This window comes from Pantoea sp. Cr_R13 (assembly GCF_029222565.1).
Lineage (GTDB): Bacteria > Pseudomonadota > Gammaproteobacteria > Enterobacterales > Enterobacteriaceae > Pantoea > Pantoea eucalypti.
Window position 1 is genome coordinate 509681 of record NZ_JARHXL010000013.1, and the last position, 19075, is coordinate 528755.

Annotated in this window: 16 protein-coding genes and 1 tRNA gene; 11 read left to right on the forward strand and 6 right to left on the reverse strand. The window is 55.7% G+C overall.

Annotated elements, in window-relative coordinates; all coding sequences use genetic code 11:
* The first annotated feature begins 12 nt into the window (after positions 1–12).
* The 4 genes from P2R09_RS09980 to P2R09_RS09995 all read left to right on the forward strand — a co-directional run bounded on the left by P2R09_RS09980 (position 13) and on the right by P2R09_RS09995 (position 4564).
* Positions 13–1527 (forward strand): sugar ABC transporter ATP-binding protein, encoded by a 1515-nt coding sequence (locus P2R09_RS09980; protein ID WP_078805179.1) that lies wholly within the window; start codon positions 13–15, stop codon positions 1525–1527.
* Between the two features lie 10 nt (positions 1528–1537).
* The gene (locus P2R09_RS09985; protein ID WP_275769227.1) at positions 1538–2518 is read left to right on the forward strand and encodes a ribose ABC transporter permease; all 981 of its coding nucleotides are present in this window, start codon (positions 1538–1540) and stop codon (positions 2516–2518) included.
* A gap of 90 nt (positions 2519–2608) precedes the next feature.
* Complete coding sequence (locus tag P2R09_RS09990) at positions 2609–3547, forward strand: ABC transporter substrate-binding protein (protein WP_003852461.1); 939 nt, start codon at positions 2609–2611, stop codon at positions 3545–3547.
* Positions 3548–3880: 333 nt separating this feature from the next.
* Positions 3881–4564 (forward strand): D-lyxose/D-mannose family sugar isomerase, encoded by a 684-nt coding sequence (locus P2R09_RS09995; RefSeq protein ID WP_275769231.1) that lies wholly within the window; start codon positions 3881–3883, stop codon positions 4562–4564.
* Positions 4565–4662: 98 nt separating this feature from the next.
* On the opposite strand, the gene P2R09_RS10000 is transcribed toward P2R09_RS09995, so the two are convergent.
* The gene (locus tag P2R09_RS10000) at positions 4663–5535 is read right to left on the reverse strand and encodes an AraC family transcriptional regulator (protein ID WP_275769234.1); all 873 of its coding nucleotides are present in this window, start codon (positions 5533–5535) and stop codon (positions 4663–4665) included.
* Between the two features lie 165 nt (positions 5536–5700).
* Between P2R09_RS10000 and P2R09_RS10005 the strand changes: the two genes are divergently transcribed.
* Positions 5701–6432, forward strand: a complete 732-nt coding sequence (locus tag P2R09_RS10005; protein ID WP_275769236.1) for an SDR family oxidoreductase — start codon at positions 5701–5703, stop codon at positions 6430–6432.
* A 36-nt stretch (positions 6433–6468) separates the two neighbouring features.
* Here P2R09_RS10005 and P2R09_RS10010 read toward each other — a convergent pair whose 3' ends face one another.
* The gene (locus P2R09_RS10010) at positions 6469–7212 is read right to left on the reverse strand and encodes a response regulator transcription factor (RefSeq protein ID WP_003852465.1); all 744 of its coding nucleotides are present in this window, start codon (positions 7210–7212) and stop codon (positions 6469–6471) included.
* Positions 7213–7634: 422 nt separating this feature from the next.
* On the opposite strand from P2R09_RS10010, the gene P2R09_RS10015 reads away from it, so the two are divergent.
* Positions 7635–8933 carry an NCS2 family permease gene (locus P2R09_RS10015; RefSeq protein WP_275770670.1) on the forward strand — a complete coding sequence of 433 codons (1299 nt, stop codon included), beginning with the start codon at positions 7635–7637 and terminating at the stop codon, positions 8931–8933.
* 1292 nt (positions 8934–10225) lie between these two features.
* On the opposite strand, the gene P2R09_RS10020 is transcribed toward P2R09_RS10015, so the two are convergent.
* Entirely contained in the window at positions 10226–11680 is a 1455-nt protein-coding gene (locus P2R09_RS10020) for an AMP nucleosidase (RefSeq protein ID WP_275769238.1), read from the reverse strand.
* A 465-nt stretch (positions 11681–12145) separates the two neighbouring features.
* Between P2R09_RS10020 and P2R09_RS10025 the strand changes: the two genes are divergently transcribed.
* From P2R09_RS10025 to P2R09_RS10035, 3 genes are all read left to right on the forward strand, one after another.
* Positions 12146–13555, forward strand: a complete 1410-nt coding sequence (locus tag P2R09_RS10025; RefSeq protein ID WP_275769241.1) for an EmmdR/YeeO family multidrug/toxin efflux MATE transporter — start codon at positions 12146–12148, stop codon at positions 13553–13555.
* Positions 13556–13748: 193 nt separating this feature from the next.
* On the forward strand, positions 13749–14861 hold the full coding sequence (locus P2R09_RS10030) for a beta-propeller fold lactonase family protein (RefSeq protein WP_275769245.1): 1113 nt from the start codon (positions 13749–13751) through the stop codon (positions 14859–14861).
* Positions 14862–15001: 140 nt separating this feature from the next.
* Positions 15002–15157 (forward strand): hypothetical protein, encoded by a 156-nt coding sequence (locus P2R09_RS10035; protein ID WP_275769248.1) that lies wholly within the window; start codon positions 15002–15004, stop codon positions 15155–15157.
* Positions 15158–15562: 405 nt separating this feature from the next.
* On the opposite strand, the gene P2R09_RS10040 is transcribed toward P2R09_RS10035, so the two are convergent.
* From P2R09_RS10040 to P2R09_RS10050, 3 genes are all read right to left on the reverse strand, one after another.
* Positions 15563–15638: transfer RNA gene (locus P2R09_RS10040), tRNA-Asn, on the reverse strand.
* Between the two features lie 103 nt (positions 15639–15741).
* On the reverse strand, positions 15742–16515 hold the full coding sequence (gene mtfA / locus P2R09_RS10045; RefSeq protein ID WP_275769250.1) for a DgsA anti-repressor MtfA: 774 nt from the start codon (positions 16513–16515) through the stop codon (positions 15742–15744).
* A gap of 171 nt (positions 16516–16686) precedes the next feature.
* Positions 16687–17364 (reverse strand): hypothetical protein, encoded by a 678-nt coding sequence (locus tag P2R09_RS10050; RefSeq protein ID WP_003854430.1) that lies wholly within the window; start codon positions 17362–17364, stop codon positions 16687–16689.
* Between the two features lie 611 nt (positions 17365–17975).
* Here P2R09_RS10050 and P2R09_RS10055 point away from each other — a divergent pair.
* Together P2R09_RS10055 and P2R09_RS10060 are read left to right on the forward strand one after the other, a co-directional pair.
* Positions 17976–18680 (forward strand): phosphohydrolase, encoded by a 705-nt coding sequence (locus tag P2R09_RS10055; protein WP_275769256.1) that lies wholly within the window; start codon positions 17976–17978, stop codon positions 18678–18680.
* Between the two features lie 71 nt (positions 18681–18751).
* A complete protein-coding gene (locus P2R09_RS10060) occupies positions 18752–19033 on the forward strand; it encodes an Arc family DNA-binding protein (RefSeq protein ID WP_275769259.1) in 282 nt (93 codons plus the stop codon).
* Positions 19034–19075 lie beyond the last annotated feature (42 nt).

Sequence of the window (19075 nt, forward strand, 5' to 3'; positions counted from 1 at the left end):
AGGAGCGAGGCGATGACAGCCACACCAATACTGGAAATGCGGGGAATTACCCGACGCTTCGGCAATTTTTATGCCCTGAAGGGTGTCGATCTCACGGTCTGGCCCGGTGAGGTTCACGCACTGATGGGTGAGAACGGCGCGGGTAAAAGCACACTGATGAAGATTCTGGCCGGTGCCTATACCGCCAGCAGCGGGGAAATTTTAATTGAAGGAAAGCCCTGGGCACTGAAAGGGCCGAAAGAGGCGCTGGCTGCCGGGATTACCCTGATTTATCAGGAGATCAACCTGGCACCTAACCTGACGGTGGCAGAGAACATTTTTCTGGGTAGCGAAATTGCATCCGGCGGGCTGGTAAAGCGGCGGCAGATGGCTGAAGAGGCGCAGCGGGTCATTGACCGGCTTGGCGCACAGTTCAGCGCCTGGGATTTAGTCAGCCGTCTGAGCATCGCCGAGCAGCAGCAGGTGGAGATCGCCCGTGCGCTGCAGCGCAACAGCCGCATTCTGGTAATGGATGAGCCGACCGCCGCGCTCTCTAACCGCGAAACCGAACAGCTGTTTGCACTAATCAAACGGCTGCGCAGCGAAGGCATGGCGATTATCTACATCAGCCATCGCATGGCGGAAGTGTATGAGCTGTCTGATCGCGTCAGCGTGCTGCGTGATGGGCAATATGTGGGCAGCCTGACCCGTGACCAGCTTAACGCCAGTGAACTGGTGCGGATGATGGTCGGACGCCCGCTCAGCGACCTGTTTAACAAAGACCGTGCGATCCCTTTAGGCGACATCCGGCTGGCGGTGAATCACCTTACTGATGGCGGCAAAGTGCATCCCAGCAGTCTGGCAGTGCGGGCCGGAGAAATTGTCGGGCTGGCCGGGCTGGTAGGCGCCGGTCGCAGCGAACTGGCGCAGCTGATCTTCGGCGTACATAAGCCGAAAGAGGGCGAGATCTGGATCGACGGTGAGAAGGTCACCATTCATTCGCCGCGTGATGCGATTGCGCGCGGCATCGGCTTCCTCACCGAGAACCGCAAAGAGCAGGGACTGTTTCTGGAGATGGCCGCGCAGGAAAACATTGTGATGGCGACGCTGGAACGTGACGCCAGTTACGGGATGCTCAACCGACGCAAAGGGCAGACCATCGCCAATGAGGCGATCGCCTCACTCAATATTCGTGTTCCGCATGCTCAGGTCCGGGCGGGCGGCCTGTCCGGCGGCAACCAGCAAAAGCTGCTGATCTCGCGCTGGGTGGCGATTGGTCCGCGCATCCTGATTCTGGATGAGCCGACGCGCGGCGTCGATGTCGGCGCTAAAAGCGAGATCTACCGCATGATGCAGGAGATGGCGCGGCAGGGCGTGGCGATTTTAATGATCTCCAGCGAACTACCGGAAGTGGTCGGGATGAGTGACCGCGTTTACGTGATGCACGAAGGCACCATCGTCGGTGAGCTGGAGGGCAGCCACATCAGTCAGGAAAATATTATGACGCTGGCAACCGGTGCGCACAGCGCGTCAACAGGCGAAATCTAAGGAGACCACCATGACACAACTGGCCCGCACCAAAGCGCCGACGCTGAAACGCGCCCTGATGGGCGATCTGCTGCAAACGGTGGGTATCCTGCCGATTCTGATCCTGATCGTGGCGGTATTTGGTTTCGTCACGCCAAACTTTTTTACTGAAGCCAACCTGCTCAACATTACCCGTCAGGCGTCGATCAACATTGTGCTGGCGGCGGGCATGACCTTCGTCATCCTCACCGGCGGTATCGATCTGTCGGTGGGGTCGATGCTGGGCACCACGGCGGTGGTGGCGCTGGTGGCGTCGCTTGACCCGATGCTCGCCTCGCTGACCATTCCGATAGCGCTGGGCGCGGGTCTGGTGATGGGGCTGTTCAACGGCATCCTGGTCGCCTGGGCCGGACTGCCCCCCTTTATTGTCACGCTGGGTACCTACACCGCGCTGCGTGGGGCGGCGTATCTGCTGGCGAACGGCACCACGGTGATCAACTCCGATATTAACTTTGAATGGATTGGCAACGGCTATCTCGGGCCGGTGCCGTGGCTGATTGTGATTGCCTTTGCGGTGATTGCCATCTGCTGGTTCATCCTGCGTCGCACCACGCTGGGCGTCCATATCTACGCCGTCGGTGGCAATATCCAGGCTGCACGCCTGACGGGCATCAAGGTTGGCGTCGTGCTGCTGTTTGTCTACGGCATGAGTGGCCTGCTGTCGGGGCTGGCCGGTCTGATGAGTGCCTCGCGGCTCTACAGCGCCAACGGCAACCTGGGCGTCGGTTATGAGCTGGATGCGATTGCGGCGGTGATCCTCGGCGGCACCAGCTTTGTCGGTGGTATCGGCACCATCACCGGCACGCTGATTGGCGCACTGATTATCGCCACGCTGAATAACGGCATGACGCTGATGGGCGTCTCCTATTTCTGGCAGCTGGTGATCAAAGGCGCAGTTATCATCATCGCCGTCCTGATCGACAAATACCGTACCCGTCATCATGTGAGTTGAGGCTTAAAAGGGCGGATGCGTTATCTGGCCTCCGCCACCTAAAAAACGCCATTAAGCGGTTGGCACCTTGAAAACAGCAGGAGAAGGTCTATGCGTTTTAATCCGATTGTAACCGGGCTGCTGGCGGCAACGCTGTTCAGCACCGGCCTGGCTCAGGCAAAAGAACTCAAATCTATCGGCGTAACGGTCGGCGATCTGGCTAACCCCTTCTTCGTGCAGATCACCAAAGGCGCAGAGATGAAGGCGCGTCAGCTGGCGGGCGATAAGGTTAACGTCACGCTGGTCTCCAGCGGGTACGATCTTGGTCAGCAGGTCGGCCAGATTGATAACTTTATTGCGGCGAAAGTCGACATGATTATCCTCAACGCCGCCGATTCAAAAGGGATCGCCCCAGCCGTTAAACGGGCGCGTGACGCCGGTATCGTGGTGGTAGCAGTCGACGTGGCAGCCGATGGCGCGAATGCGACCATCACCTCCGATAACACCCAGGCAGGCGCAATGGCCTGTAAATATATCTCTGACCGTCTGAAGAACAAAGGCAATGTGGTGATCATTAACGGACCGCCTGTCTCTGCCGTGCAGAACCGTGTGGAAGGCTGCATGAACGAGCTGAAAACCCATCCGGACATTAAGCTGCTCTCCTACAACCAGAACGCCAAAGGCAGTCGTGAAGGCGGACTGGAAGTCATGACCGGTCTGCTCTCGGCTAATCCGAAAATTGATGCGGTATTTGCCATCAATGACCCGACGGCTATCGGTGCGGATTTAGCGGCGAAACAGGCGCAGCGCAGCGAGTTCTTTATCGTGGGCGTCGATGGATCGCCGGACGGGGAAGAGGCATTGAAGCGTAAAAACTCACTGTTTGTCGCCACGCCAGCTCAGGACCCGCAGGTAATGGCCGCCAAAGCGGTTGAGATTGGCTATGACATTCTGCAGGGCAAACCGGCGCCGGATAAACCTGTGCTGATCCCGGTGAAGCTGATCGATCGTAATAATATCGGCAGCTATCAGGGCTGGACGGTGAAATAAGCGTTAGTGCGGCACCTTCAGGTGCCGCCTCCAAACGGCTTGCAGACTGAATCTGGCAGCAACGCATGATTTTATTGCGCAGGTAACACGGGCAGAGGAGGAAAGCGTCCCGCTGCAGGGACAAAAACGCAGGGAGCGTTTTTGAACAACGCAGAGCGTTGGCCCGGCCACGGGCGCACCTCAGGGATGAGGTGCGTAATCACGCGGGCCGAGCGTCCAGGGATGGTTTAAGCGACTTTCCGATCTGACCGTGTTCCCTTCGCAGGCTCGGTCTTACCGCTAACCAGGCCAGACTTTGTTAGCACCTTCAGGTGCCGCTTTCAGGAGGCCAATATGCAACGTTCAGAGGTTAACGACTACCTGCAACATACCCGCGAATTTTTCCGGCAGCAGGATGTGCATCTTCCGCCCTGGGCCGATTACAGCATCAGTCAGTGGCGCGCGCAGGATCGTGAAGTGATACAGGAGATTCTGGCGCTGCGGCTGGGCTGGGATCTCACCAGTTTTGGTGAGGCTGATTTTTTTCAGACCGGGCTGACGCTGTTTACTCTGCGTAATGGCTCCCCTGGCGGACAGCCCTGGCATAAACCCTACGCTGAAAAAATTATGCATGTACGTGAAGGGCAACTGACACCCATGCACTACCATCCGCGCAAGATGGAGGACATCATCAATCGCGGTGGTGGCAACCTGATTGTTGAGCTGCATAACCGCGACGGTGATAGCCTGGGTGACTCACCGGTAAAAGTATCACTGGATGGCATGCGACAGACCCATGCGGCCGGAACACAGCTGCGGCTTTCACCGGGTGAAAGTGTGACCTTGGAGGCGGGTATCTGGCACAGTTTCTGGGGCGAAAGCGGCTTTGGTGACGTGCTGGTGGGCGAAGTGTCGATGCCCAATGATGACGAACACGACAATGTATTTCTGACACCGCTGGCCCGTTTCAACCCGCTGGATGAGGATGAAGCGCCGCGCTGGCTGCTGTGTAATGACTATGCGCATGCCTTTCTCTGAGCTGCATTTATTGCGTTCGTTGCCTGACTCTTTTCTATCAATCTCAGTGCAACATTGCCGGCCTCACGGCGGCAGGCCGCGCTGAGCGTGCGGTGTGTTCACGTCAATGATTTCGCGAGGTGTTCAGCGCTATTCAGCCTGAATTTTCTGATACTGCGGGCGGGCGGCTCACCGAACAGGCGTGCATATTCACGGGTAAACTGCGTCAGACTTTCGTAACCCACATCTGCCGCAACAGCGGCGACATTACCGGGGCGTAACATAAGCGCCTTGCGTGCCTCGTAAAGCCGGAGATGTTTTTGATACTGCAGCGGGGAAAGTCCGGTGCTGGCCCGGAAACCACGATGAAAAGCTGAGAGACTCATGCCCGCAATCGCCGCCAGATCCTCCATACGAAATGCGGTGGCATAGTGTGTGCGCAACCAGTCCAGCGCCTTTCTGATCTTCGCGAAATGTCCGTTTACCTCTGCTGCCTGACGCAGTAAACCGCCCTGTGGGCTCAGCAACAGCCGATAAAGAATCTCGCGCTCCACTAACGGCGCCATCACCCTAATCTCGCCAGGCTTTGCTATCAGGCGCACCATCCGCAGCCAGGCATCCGCCAGCGCCTCATCCACCCGATTGACTGACATGCCACTCTTTGTTTTGGGCGCATCGATCATGGGCATCTGATGCAGCAGTTCACTGATAGCAGTGAAATCCAGTGTCAGGCGCACCGCCAGATAAGGGGAGGTTTCACTGGCCGCTGTAATCTCGCCTGTGGCGGGCAGGTCGAACGACGCCGTGAACATCTCTCCGGCGGAATAGCGGAGAGAGCGTTCGCCCATCTGCAGCCTTTTTTCTCCCTGCAGGATCAGGCTGACGAAAGGCGAATAGATTTCCGGCGGCAGGGGCATCGGCTGACTGACGCGGTAAAGATCCACGCGCGGAATCGCCGTCGCAGTGAGTTCATCAGCCGTGCATGCCAGCATTTCATCTCTTAATGCATCAAGCCTGTTTATGGGACACCTCTCCGGCGGTTGCCGCGTGCAGAGTGAGAAAAGCAGTAACAGGCAAATTTTAGGCAGGATTACAGCCGCCGCACAATCGGCTGAGGATTATTCTCGCTCTCTGACCATTTTACTGGAGGGGATGACATGAGAATTGAGAACGCCGTGATCATGATTACCGGCGCATCGTCGGGCATCGGAGAAGCCACCGCGCGTGCGGCGCTGGAGGCGGGTGCGCAGGTTATTTTACTGGCACGACGCAAAGACCGCCTGGTTGCCCTTGTGGGAGAATCAGGCAAAGCACTGGCTGTGGCCTGCGATGTGACGCAACCAGAGCAGATTGCAGATGCTGTCAGGCAGGGGATAGCACGCTTTGGTCGGATTGATGTGTTAATCAACAATGCCGGGCAGGGGTTGTTCGCGGCGGTTGAGGAGATTGCTGCAAGCGAGTTCAGAGCGCTGCTCGACCTGAATCTGATCGCGCCGCTGATGATGATGCAGGCGGTGATCCCGCAGATGCGGGCGCAGGGCGCGGGGTGCATTATCAACGTCAGTTCCGGTGCGACCCTGGCAACCTGGCCGGGATCGGCGGCCTATACCAGTTCCAAAGCGGGACTGAATATGCTCTCCGGCGTGGCACGGCTGGAGCTGGCAGACGCCGGGATAACGGTGTCTGTTGTTTATCCATTTATGACCACCTCGGAATTTTACCAGTCGGTGAAATCGGGACAGGACGTTGCGATTGCGCAGGCACAGCAGAGCGCCGCAATTGCGCATACGCCGCAGCGCGTGGCTGAAACGATTCTCACCGTCATTCAGAGCGGAGAGGCGCAGGTCGATCTGGTGCCACGCGTCTATGGCGGAAGTTATGAGGGATGAGTACCGGCCAGCGGAATGCAGGCCGGGTAAAGGGAGTCAGGCGATCTGGCTGGCGCGTAGCGCCGCTTCGGGTTTCATCACGTCAGCGGAAAAGACATAGCCCAGCCCGCGAATGGTGCGAATCAGGTCGGGCTGATGCGGGTTAGTTTCGATTTTGCGGCGCAGTCGCATGATCAGCACATCGATAGTACGGTCAAATACGTCCAGACTTTCGCTGTGGGTCAGCTCCAGCAACTGATCACGGGTCAGTACTTTGCGAGCATGACGCACCAGCGCGTGCAGCAGGCTGTATTCTCCCTGGGTCAGCGGCACCAGTTCATGCTGCGGATTAAACAGCTGGCAGCGGCCATCGTCCAGTTGCCAGCCGCCAAAACGCCAGCCCGCCTGTTCGGGGTGAGCCTGCGCAATGCGTCCGCTGCGACGCAGTGCTGCACGGGCGCGCGCCACTACCACGCGTGGATTAAAAGGTTTGGCAATATAGTCATCTGCGCCCATCTCCAGACCCACGACCATCTCCGCTTCCGAACCCATACCCGTCAGCATAATCACCAGCACGTCCGGCCGCTGACGCTGGAGCTGCTGCAACACCAGCAATCCGTTGGTATCGGGCAACATCATATCCAGCATCACCAGCGAAATTTCCGGGTGTTCGCTGAGCATGGAGAGCGCCTCGCGTCCCTGATGACAGCTGTAGACAGTTAACAGATGTTCACTTAACGCATCCTGCAGGACGTCGCAGACAGCAGGATCATCATCCACCACCAAAATCGCTGGCTTCATGGCGCGGCCTCAATGTTACGAAGGAGTTAATTCTGGAGTCTACACAGGCCAGAAATGGTTGCTGAGGCAGCGTGCTGAAACGTGACCAGCTTCGCCTGTGAGAGTGCGGAAGCGTGCGCTGGCGCAGAGTTTTTCAGGGTGACGTATTTGCCGCAGGAAAACGATTGCGCGGAATCGGTGCATTGCACCATAATCGCGCCCTGTTGTGATTCGGAATCTTCTTAGGAGTGGCCGGCTCTGCCAGGTAATCGATTGCGTCGGCAGGTGGCATGGCAATTGCTTAGGGCAACAGGTAACACAGGGATTTCAGGTGGTTCTGGCAAGCAAGTATGCAGCGGCCAGGGCAATGTCCCGGAAACAGAATAAATCAGCATGCAAACCCCTTTGGCAAGTGAGACTCCTGTCTCCTGTATCGAGAGATGATGATGTTAGAAAAACTATTCAAACTCAAAGCGCATAACACGACGGTTCGTACCGAGATTATCTCCGGGATCACCACCTTCCTGGCGATGGCTTATATTCTGTTTGTAAACCCGAGCATTCTGGGCGCAACCGGCATGGATAAGGGCGCGGTATTTGTCGCGACCTGTCTGGCGGCGGCGATTGGTTGTGTGCTGATGGGGCTGATTGCCAACTATCCTATTGCGCTGGCGCCGGGTATGGGACTGAACGCTTTCTTTACCTATACCGTGGTGCTGCATATGGGCTACACGTGGCAGATTGCGCTGGGTGCGGTGTTTCTCTCGGCGGTAATTTTCTTCGCGATGTCACTGTTTAAGATTCGTGAGTGGATTATTGCCAGCATTCCGCTGCCGCTGCGTGCCGGAATTGGCGCTGGTATCGGGCTGTTTCTGGCAATTATTGCGCTGGAAGGGGCAGGCATCGTGGTTGATAACCCGGCGACGCTGGTGGGTATTGGCGATCTGACTAAACCCGGCCCGCTGCTGGCGATGCTGGGCTTTGTGGTGATCGTGGTGCTGGAAGCACGCCGCGTAACCGGTGCGGTGCTGATCGGCATTCTGCTGGTGACCTTTATCTCCATGGGCATTGGCCTGTCACCGTTCGCGGGCGTTTTCTCTGCACCGCCATCGATTGCACCGACCTTTTTGCAGCTTGATATTGCCGGGGCATTTAACGTTGGTCTGGTCAGCGTGATTTTTGCCTTCCTGTTTGTCGATGTGTTTGATAACACGGGCACACTGCTGGGCGTGACCAAACGTGCCGGTCTGGCTGATGAGCAGGGTAACGTGCCGAAGATGGGCCGTGCGCTGATTGCCGACAGTGCCGCTGCGCTGTTTGGTTCGCTGCTCGGCACCTCGACCACCACCAGTTATGTGGAATCGGCGGCGGGTGTGAGTGCAGGAGGCCGTACCGGCCTGACGGCGATCGTGGTGGGTGTGCTGTTCCTGCTGGCGCTGTTCTTCTCACCGCTGGCTTCCAGCGTGCCGGTCTATGCCACCGCACCTGCGCTGCTGTTTGTGGCTGTGCTGATGACATCCGGTCTGGCTGATATTGACTGGAAAGATATTACTACCGCTGCGCCAGTCACTGTGACTGCGTTGACCATGCCGCTGACCTATTCTATTGCTAATGGCATTGCGTTTGGTTTCATTACCTGGACGCTGGTGAAGTTGCTGAGCGGTCGTGTTAAAGAGATAAATGCGGCGCTGGTGATTCTGTCGATTCTGTTTGTGATTAAGCTGGGATGGTTAAGTGCCTGATTTGCCGCGTTGCGGTGGGGGGGGCGCTTAGCAGCGGGCCGGCTATGAGCGGGTAACGCTTTTCTGCGGGCCTGGTTTAAACAGGTTACGTTGCGCGGTGCCTGCCCACTGAGCGGATTACGCCCGCCAGGCGGTGGGGAGTTTCAGTTTGCCCGTGCAGGCGGACGCGTCAAGGGGCGAACGTCCGCCCCTTAACAATCCCGGCGTCCGGCAGCCTGCGCGCCCCGCGTTGCGGGGTGCCTTCGTCACGCCCTGCGGCCCGCGGACCGTCCGGACGCGCCATCCGTGGCGCGAGCCGTCCTTTCGCCGACGTCCTGTCGGCTCATCCTGGCCTCCGGTTGTTCCTCAGCGCTTCGGATGCCTCTGGTAAACCCCCGCCTTTAATATCCTGGTTTTTATCGGACACAGCGTTGTCTGGTGGTTTGAAAACCGAAGCTAATTTTGAAAACTATCAGCGGCAATGCAGCAGCATTAAAAAGAAGAGACAACAGAGCGTGGTGTGAAAGGCCATTTCTCCTGCCAGGCAGAGAGGCACAGATAATCCTTCAGACTTACAGCGATGACATACCCAACACAAAAATAAGAGATTCCAGCGAATAGGGTAGAAGGCCATTCTTCCTGCCAGGCAGAGAGCCACAGATAATCCTTCAGACTTACAGCGATGACGTACCCAGCACAAAAAGAAGAGATAAAAGCGGGGAAGGAGGCCGTCAGAGCCGCTGAGCGGATGAGGGATTTCAGGACGAGCGGCAGGGATGCCGCGAAGAGGCGGGTTCGCGCCAGGGATGGCGCGTCCCGCCGGTCCGTAAGAAATCCGGAAGAAGCGAAGGGACCGCGAAGCGGCGGTGAAGCAGGCCGGAGCCCGGGGGCAAGAGGGCGCGGCGACTGGCGCCCCCTTGTTGGTCGCCTGCAGAGGCGTGACTGAAACTGCCCAACCCGCCAGGCGAACGAAACCCTCTCATAGCCCCGTTCGCGCAGCGAACACCAGGTACATGACAGCCCACCAGGCGAACGAAACCTTCTCATAGCCCCGTTCGCGCAGCGAACACCAGGTACATGACAGCCCACCAGGCGAACGAAACCCTCTCATAGCCCCGTTCGCGCAGCGAACACCAGGTACATGACAGCCCACCAAGCGAACGAAACCTTCTCATAGCCCTGTTCGCGCAGCGAACACCTCAGGCACCTGCGTGCACTTTAGCCCGTTCGCGCAGCGAACTAACACCAGCCTCAGCTTCGCAGCAAGCCCGTTCGCGCAGCGAACATTTCCCCCCTCGCCAGCGGCGAAAAACTTACCTGAAAGGCGGCTCATTAAACGTCCGCAACTTACGCGAATGCAACTTATCACCCTCGGCGCGCAGCAACTCAACCGCATGAATACCAATCTGCAGATGCTCCGAAATCGCCCCTTCGTAGAAGCGGTTCGCCTGACCAGGCAGCTTAATCTCGCCGTGCAGCGGCTTATCTGAAACGCACAGCAGCGTGCCATACGGCACACGGAAGCGATAACCCTGCGCGGCAATAGTGGCGCTCTCCATATCGACTGCGACGGCGCGGCTCAGGTTAAAGCGCAGAGCCGACGCGGAGTAGCGTAACTCCCAGTTGCGATCGTCAGTGGTCACCACGGTGCCAGTACGCAGACGCTGCTTCACCTCTTCGCCAGGCATATTACTCACGGCTTTTGTGGCGTCGTAGAGCGCGCGCTGCACTTCGGCAATGCTAGGCACTGGAATATCTGGCGGAAGCACGCTGTCGAGCACGTGATCGTCACGCAGATAGGCATGGGCCAGCACGTAATCGCCAATTCGCTGGCTCTCACGCAGACCGCCACAGTGACCAATCATCAGCCATGCGTGAGGGCGCATTACTGCGAGATGATCGCAGATGGTTTTAGCATTCGACGGGCCGACGCCGATATTGATCAACGTAATACCACGGCGATTCGGCGAAGTCAGATGCCAGGCTGGCATCTGGTGCTTCTTCCACGCTAGATCAGAAAGCATCGACTCACTGTCGGCGGTGTCCGGGGTCAGCACCACATCGCCGGCACAGGCCAGGCTGTCGTAAGGGGTATTGGGATCGCGTACCTGCTCAATCGCCCAGCGCACAAACTCGTCAACATAACGGGTGTAGTTAGTGAACAGCACAAACGGCTGGAAGTGCTCCACGCTGGTGCCGGTGTAATGACGCAGGCGGGCCAGCGAGAAGTCGGTGCGCAGTGCGTCAAAATGCGACAACGGGAATTTGGCGTCAGCGTGGAACAGACCGTCGGTGGTCTCATCGCCAATCTGTGACAGCTCGGTGGTCGGGAAGTGGCGTGCAATACCGGCGCTCATGGTGCGATCCAGTGACAGATCGGAGCCGTCGATCACGTAAGGATAGGGGATCTCCTGGCTGGACGGCACCACGTCAATCTCCAGCTGATACTCCTTCTCCAGCATTGCCAGCTGTTCCGCAATATAGTGACGCAGCAACGCCGGGCGGGTGACGGTGGTGCTGTAACTGCCGGTGTGGGTAAAGCGACCCCAGGCACGCGTGCGGTTCTGCTGCGGGCCTTCGCCGTGCCAGGTGATGCGCAGCTCAGGGTAGACAAACAGTCCCGCTGCCCGATCGGCTTCATCCGGCAGCGTGCCATTTTCGGTGAAAGCTTTAATCGCCGCACGCAGCGCATCAACGGCACTGTCGTAGAGGCGTTCAAGTTCATCCAGCGCCTGCTGGCTGGTCAGGTTTTTCCGTAGTGTCGGCATGGTTTCTCCTTCCTTTTTTTTCCGCAATTTGCCCCAAGCTTAGCGGGTTTGTTGCAGAGATTGGTGAAGAATCTGTGATTGCTGATTTTTCGCGCTAACGAAGCGGGAAATCTGAGCAGTACGGCTTTAAGGAAGAGTTTGCTGTACTGAGTTATGTTAAGAAAATCTTTACTGTCAGAAGGGGTGGTTAGCCGTCATTAATCGCGTTGCGGGTGACGAACTCGCCGTAAAGCAGCCTTATGCAAGCCGGCGGTAATCGATCATAACGTCAGGTAAATAATGAGAAATGCTACAGCGGGCAGGGCAGTGAGGCAGAATCTGCCGTAACGGGATTAAAAAGTTTGTAACCATGATTAATTTGCGCCGGAAAGACTTTGCATATTTCTCAGCCCCCTATCATCATTAGATCTCCTATCCAGTCACTTCTGATTTGGTAATCCTTTGCAAAATCCCGGCGTAGCAGTGATGCAGGCGATCAAGCGCACGGCGTGGTATCCAAAACGCCGCTCTTATCGCACGCTCTACTGGCGTGAAATATCGCCACTGGCAGTGCCTATCTTCTTCGAGAACGCCTGTGTGTTGTTGATGGGCGTTCTGAGTACCTTCCTGGTCAGCTGGCTGGGTAAAGAGGCGATGGCAGGCGTGGGCCTGGCTGACAGCTTCAACATGGTGATCATCTCATTCTTTGCTGCCATCGATCTCGGCACCACGGTGGTGGTGGCGTTCAGCCTGGCAAAACGCAACGGGAAACGCGCCCGCGCCGCCACGCGACAGTCGCTGGCTATGATGACGATACTCGCCTTTGTGCTGGTGATCGCCATTGAGTTCTGGGGCCATCTGATTGTCGATGCGATCGCCGGTGCGGCCGATCCCAAAGTGAAAGAACTGGCGCTGAGCTATCTGCAGACGTCCGCCTGGAGCTATCCGGCTGCGGCCATCACATTGATCGGCAGCGGGGCGCTGCGCGGTGCAGGCAACACCAAAATTCCGATGCTGATTAACGGCGGCATGAACATCCTGAACATCATCATCAGTAGCGTGTTGATTTATGGCTGCTTCTCGTGGGACGGTTTAGGCTTTGTCGGGGCCGGACTCGGACTCACCATCACCCGCTATATCGGGGCGATCGCGGTGATTTACGTGCTGATGATCGGCTTTAACGCCTCGCTGAAAATCACACTATCGAGCTATTTCCGGCGCTGGAACAGCAGCATACTGATGGAAGTTTTAGGCATAGGTGTGCCTGCCAGTATCGAGTCCGTGTTGTTCAACGGCGGCAAACTCCTGACCCAGGTCTTTGTGGCAGGGATGGGCACCAGTGAAATTGCCGGTAACTTCATCGCGTTCTCTGTTGCATCCCTGATCAACCTGCCGGGCAATGCGCTGGGCTCTGCATCCACCATTATTACCGGCACCCGATTAGGCAGGAATCAGGTGTTCCAGGCGGAACGCCAGGTGCGGCATGTTTTCTGGCTGGCGACGGCATGTCTGAGTGCGATAGCGCTGTTGACCGTACCGCTGGCCGGGTTACTGGCCCGCTTCTATACCAGTGATCCGGAGGTAATAAACGTAACGAAGCACCTGCTCTGGCTTAACGCGCTCTTTATGCCGCTATGGGCCGCGTCCTGGGTGCTGCCCGCCGGACTTAAGGGCGCGCGTGATGCGCGCTACACCATGTATGTCTCAATGTTCAGCATGTGGTGTGCCCGCGTGGTGGTCGGTTATCTGCTCGGTATTGTGCTTGGGATGGGCGTCACCGGTGTCTGGCTGGGGATGTTCCTCGACTGGACGGTGCGCGGCATCTTCTTCTGGTGGCGGCTCAACAGTGGTAAGTGGCTCAATCGCTACCGGAAGATGATCGCCAAAACCGGTTAGCGTTCTGCTTACGCCTTCCCTGATCCTGGGGAAGGCGTCAAATCTCATTCCCGCCCCAAAAAATAAAATCTCCGTCACATCTCCAGACTTCCGGTCCTAAATTCAGACAGTTGCACAAAGCCAGCCTCATCGGACAGGGTTAGCGTAATGCCTGCTGCGCACTGACGCAGAGACTACTTATCAAGGTGACCCTATGATCCGTCTCAAAACGGCGCTGGCACTTCTGCCGCTGCTGTGTAGCTGCCCGCTGTGGGCGACAACCTTTGTCTATGTGTCGAATGCTGAATCCGGCACCGTTTCTCGCTATCAGCTCAGTGAGGCGAACGGCAGCCTGAAATGGCGGGGCGATACGCCGGCCGGAAAAAAAATCATGCCGCTGGCGGCCAGCCCGGATGGTAAACATCTCTATGGTGCGCTGCGCAGTCCGCCTTATTCGATCATCAGCTGGCGCGTTACCGGGCCGCAGGGTGATCTGCAGAAACTGGCGGTCACACCGGTTGCAGCCAGCTTTCCGTGGATTACCACTGATAAGAGCGGACGCTATCTGCTGGCCGCCTCCTATGACAGCGATATCGTCACCAGCAACCGGATTGATGACAAAGGGATTGTGACCACGCAGGTCACAGGCGAAGTGAAAACCGGACCACACGCCCATTCCGTAATTACCGACGTCACGAACCATTCACTCTACGTTGGCAACCTTGGCGCGGATCGGGTGCTGCAATATACCTTTGCCAGTGACGGGGCCATCACGCCGCTGGGCACCGGTTTTGTTCAGGGTGAGAAAAACAGCGGCGCGCGTCACTCGGTGATTTCACCAGATAATCGATTTCTCTATAACCTCGCGGAGATGAGCGGCACCATCACGCAATTCCGACGTGCAGCGGATGGCTCGCTGTCAGAGCTGAAACGCTGGCCAAATGCGGTGGCGAAGAAATATAACCTGCAGCATGGCGAGCAGCGCCCGGCGGGTTACAGCGATCCGACACCGCGCATCTGGGCGGCAGACATCAAAATTACGCCGGATGGGCAATTTATCTACGTGACCGAGCGCACCTCCAGCACCGTCAGCGGCTACCGGGTAGATAAACAATCCGGTGAGTTAACGCTAATCGGCAGCTGGCCGGTTGAAAAGCAGCCGCGCAGTATAGCTATCGATGCAAAGGGCAAATGGCTGATCGTCAGCGGCGAGAACAGTGCCGTGATTGGCAGTTACGCTATCGATCCTGCCAGCGGCGAACTGAAACGGGTCGCTGAAGCACCTGCTGGTAAAGGCGCGAACTGGGTGACGCTGATTACGCAGTAACAGACCTGTTTCTGGCGCTGACTAATCAGCCGGGCAGGCTGCTTATGCCATCTCCGGCATAAGCAGCGCAGAAATTTTTGCTTCAGATTGCGCGCACAAGCAGGTTTACTCAGGTTATCAACCGATGCGGAGAACCTGAGATGAAACAGAAACTGATAGCCTGGTTTGAACAGCTGCTGAGTGGCCCCGGGGCGAGTGAGCATGGGCATGATATTAACGTCGAGTTGCTGCTGCCGCTGAGCCAGCTGTATGGGCTGGAATATTATCCGGCTGTACATCGCTATCATGAAAAATAGTGGTTGTTGTGTTTTGTCTGATTAAAGGGCCCGTCATCTGAGCGGGCTTTTTTACGCAAGGGGACTGAGAGGCTGGGCTGATTCCGTTGATGATTAGAGGCTCAATTTGGCAAAAATGCACTCAGGCAAAACAATAATGACGTCTCCTGAACGTCTCTTACGCCACGAATATCATCTCAGATCTAAAAAGCCCGGCGTTTTTTCTTTGAGCCAACTTAGTGGCATAACGGCATCTACCACTTATTGGCTAATAATGAAATGGAACAACCATTGCCAAAATGCTTATCTGAAAAAGGGTGTGGGATGACGTGTTGTTAATTGAAAGGGGATAAATATGAAGGAAGGGATATCCAGCGGGTATAAAGCAAAAAAGCAGATATCCGAAGATATCTGCTTTTTCTAATCTGGCTCCTCTGACTGGACTCGAACCAGTGACATACGGATTAACAGTCCGCCGTTCTACCGACTGAACTACAGAGGAATCGTTTGAACGAGGCGAATATTAACGGCGTCGCTCTAAGGTGTCAACAGCAAAAAATACATTATCATTCAACTGGCTAGGTTTAACGCAAAGCGATCGGGATTTAAGCAGTTTGCGCCGTGTCAGTAGCGATCCGGGTCAGCGGATCCTGCTGATAAAACTGTCGCAGATGCTGATACATGGCGGGAAAGCGTTCGGCCAGCAGAACCGGGGCCGTAAAGAAATATTCAGAGAGCACAGCGAAGCACTCAGCCGGATCGCTGGCGGCATAAGGATCAATAGTGGCAGCCTGTTCGCCCACCAGTTCGACCTCACTCTCAATTTCTGACATCGCGGCACGCAAATCCTTTTCCCACTGCGCCACGTCTCGCAGCGGTATCACCGGAACACCGCTGGTGTAACCACTGCCGCGCGCATCCAGCTTATGTGCCACCTCATGAATAACCAGATTAAAGCCGGAGAGGTCAAAGGAGTCCTGAATATCAAGCCAGTTGAGGACTACCGGTCCCTGCGTCCAGCTCTGTCCCGAGTGAACGGCAGGCGCACTGTGAACCAGCCCATGCTCATCCTGCCAGTGATCGTCAACCTCGAATGGCTCGGGATAGATCAGCACATCGTGAAACCCGTCCAGCCACTCCAGACCCAGCTTCAGGACAGGCAGAGAAAAGAGCAGGGCGAGTCGCACACTCCGCAGTTCATCAAGCTGTGCACCCTCGAGAGGCACCAGTTTTTTCTGCTGCAGAAAGCGCTTTGCCAGCTCAACCAACGCCTGTTGCTCGTCATTGCTGAGCAGGCTGAATACCGGCTGTGCCAGACCCTGCTGCCACGGTAATGTAGCCAGCATGTCGTCATGCGTTTTCCAGGGCCATTTAAACATCGCAACTCCCGCAGAGAATCGGACTATTTCACTATCCTGACGCGGCAGATATAAAAATGCCAGCATCGAATGCTGGCACCAGTTTCTGGCTACAGGGCTGAAGGCCGTCTATTCAACCCGTTAGCGCGACCGTTGTCTGTGATTCAACCCGCAAAGCGCAGGGCTAAAGCATCAGTTGCGTTCGATGCGCTGAAATTCAATGACCCAGACCCAGGGATTCACTTCCCAGCTGGTCGCGCCGTACTGTTTTTCCCAGGCTTTGCGATACGCCTCTTTAGGCGATTCTGAGTTGGCGTTCATGGTGAAGAAGTTATTCAGGAAGTGCGAATCGGTCTGTACGCCCTCTGCCCGGATGTCATCTTCACTGATGTCCTGAATTTTCTCCGCGCGGACGCCGGTAATTTCGAGGTTGATACGGCTGGCCCAGCGAGGCATATGGATGGCGGTCTGCCAGCCAAACTCTTCGGCCTCTGGCGTACTCAGTGCATGCTGACCCAGCTCATTACTGTCGGCCCGATACTGGCAATATTCCGGCAGGCGAAACGGCGTCGGGTCACGTTCATATTCGGCCAGATCGCTTTCTGGCACCATTGGGCCACGCCAGGTTTCACGCACCCAGAGTATGTCACCCGGTTTGCCATAGGGGCATTGATAGCTGATGTCAGCCATCGACATCATTTTGTAGCCGTGCAGATGGTTAGCACTCACATCGAAGGCGTGCACGCCCTCGTGATGATCCTGTCCCGGACCGAAAGCCTGAGTTTTCATAATGCGCCGGGTTTGCGTTTGCTGGCCAACCAACAGGGCACGAACACGCTGTTCGGAAAAAAGAATCGGCCGTTCTTTCATTGATTACCTCTTTTTTATTAGTAGAACCCGGTTACTGCTGTATACATCCATTCACTTCACATCTAAGAGTCATCATAAAAGCTTTAAATCATTTTGCTTAATAATTTGTCGCCTGACAGTCACTTTAAAGTTGTCACGTTGGGTATTAAAAAAACGCAAAATGCAAAAAGCGCACCAACGCTTTAGATATCATGGACGCAACATGACGATTAGCCCGGATACAGTACGTTATAACGATAAAAATAGGAACCTTTTCAGACTTTTTCACCTGCTTTTGTGCACAGTTTTACAATTAAACACGTGACAAAAAAAAGTTCAGCAGGGTCTGTATTATCGGTTAAACATCGACAAAACATTACAGCTGTTAAACTAATTTTCTTAGCGCCAATTCACTGAGGAAAGGCTGAAAACCGCCGAAATTGCGGTTATTGTGTAACAGAGATGCTATACAGATGATCCAGATCTCATTTTTCTGCCCGAAAAACTGGCAGCGCCGCTCTTTTCAACAGCACTGTAAAAAAAGTGTCATTAGCCAGTCGCTATGATGGCTTGCCGTTCGTGCACTGAACACGACAGAGAATCTGCTGTCGGTCACTACAGGGAGATAGACTATGTCACTCACACTCTGGCAATCTCGCTATGAAAGCTGGTTTCAGGCGAACTGGATCCACGACGACGGCGCGCACGATATTGCCCATTTACGGCGCGTCTGGATGAGCGCGCAGCGAATCATGACCGGTACACCCGCTGATCCATTGGTAGTGCTCACCGCCTGTTATTTTCACGATGTGGTTAATCTGCCAAAAAATCATCCGGAACGTCATCTCGCCTCAACCTATGCCGCCACGGAAACCCAGCGCATTCTGCAGCAGGACTTTCTCGATTTCCCTGCTGAGAAGATTAATGCGGTGATGCATGCCGTTAAAACTCACAGTTTCAGTGCTGGCATACCGCCTCAGACACTGGAAGCTAAAATCGTCCAGGATGCTGACCGGCTGGAGTCACTGGGCGCAATCGGACTGGCGCGCGTTTTTTACACGGCGGGTGCGCTGAATCGCCCGTTATTCGACAGTCAGGACCCGCTGGGCAAAGATCGCGAGCTGAATGATGTTAAGTGGACGCTGGACCATTTCCAGAAGAAGCTGTTGCGCCTGCCGGAAACCATGCATACCGAAACCGGCCGCATGCTAGCTGAGCATAACGCCGATTTCCTGGTACGCTACATGGCGAAACTTTATGCCGAACTGCAGGGCAATCTGGTGGGGCTGGATGAGGGCGTACTGCGGGACTTCACCCCATTGAAAACTGAATATTAAATTTTTATGACAGTATGTTAATCGAAACGGGCATCCGGTAGCGTGTAGCAATAACAAAAAGGAGCTGCCCGATGACCGAAACTGTTAATTTAACAATTAAAATTGATCCTGAGTTGAAAGAAACGATTAAACAGCTGGCGCTGGAAAACCAGATTTCAATGAGTCAGGAAATTGTGCAACGTTTGCAGGCCAGTCTGGAAACGCATCCCCATCCGGCGATTGATAATCAGTACATCACTGAAGAGGGGACTGAGGGATCAGGTGCCACTGACGTGAAATCCGATGGATTGAGCGCCAGCGAGTTGAAGCAAATTCGTTTGCTGCTCAAGAAACAGAGCAAGAAGAAGAAATAAAACAGAAACCCGTCGCAGGACGGGTTTTTTTATATCAGAACC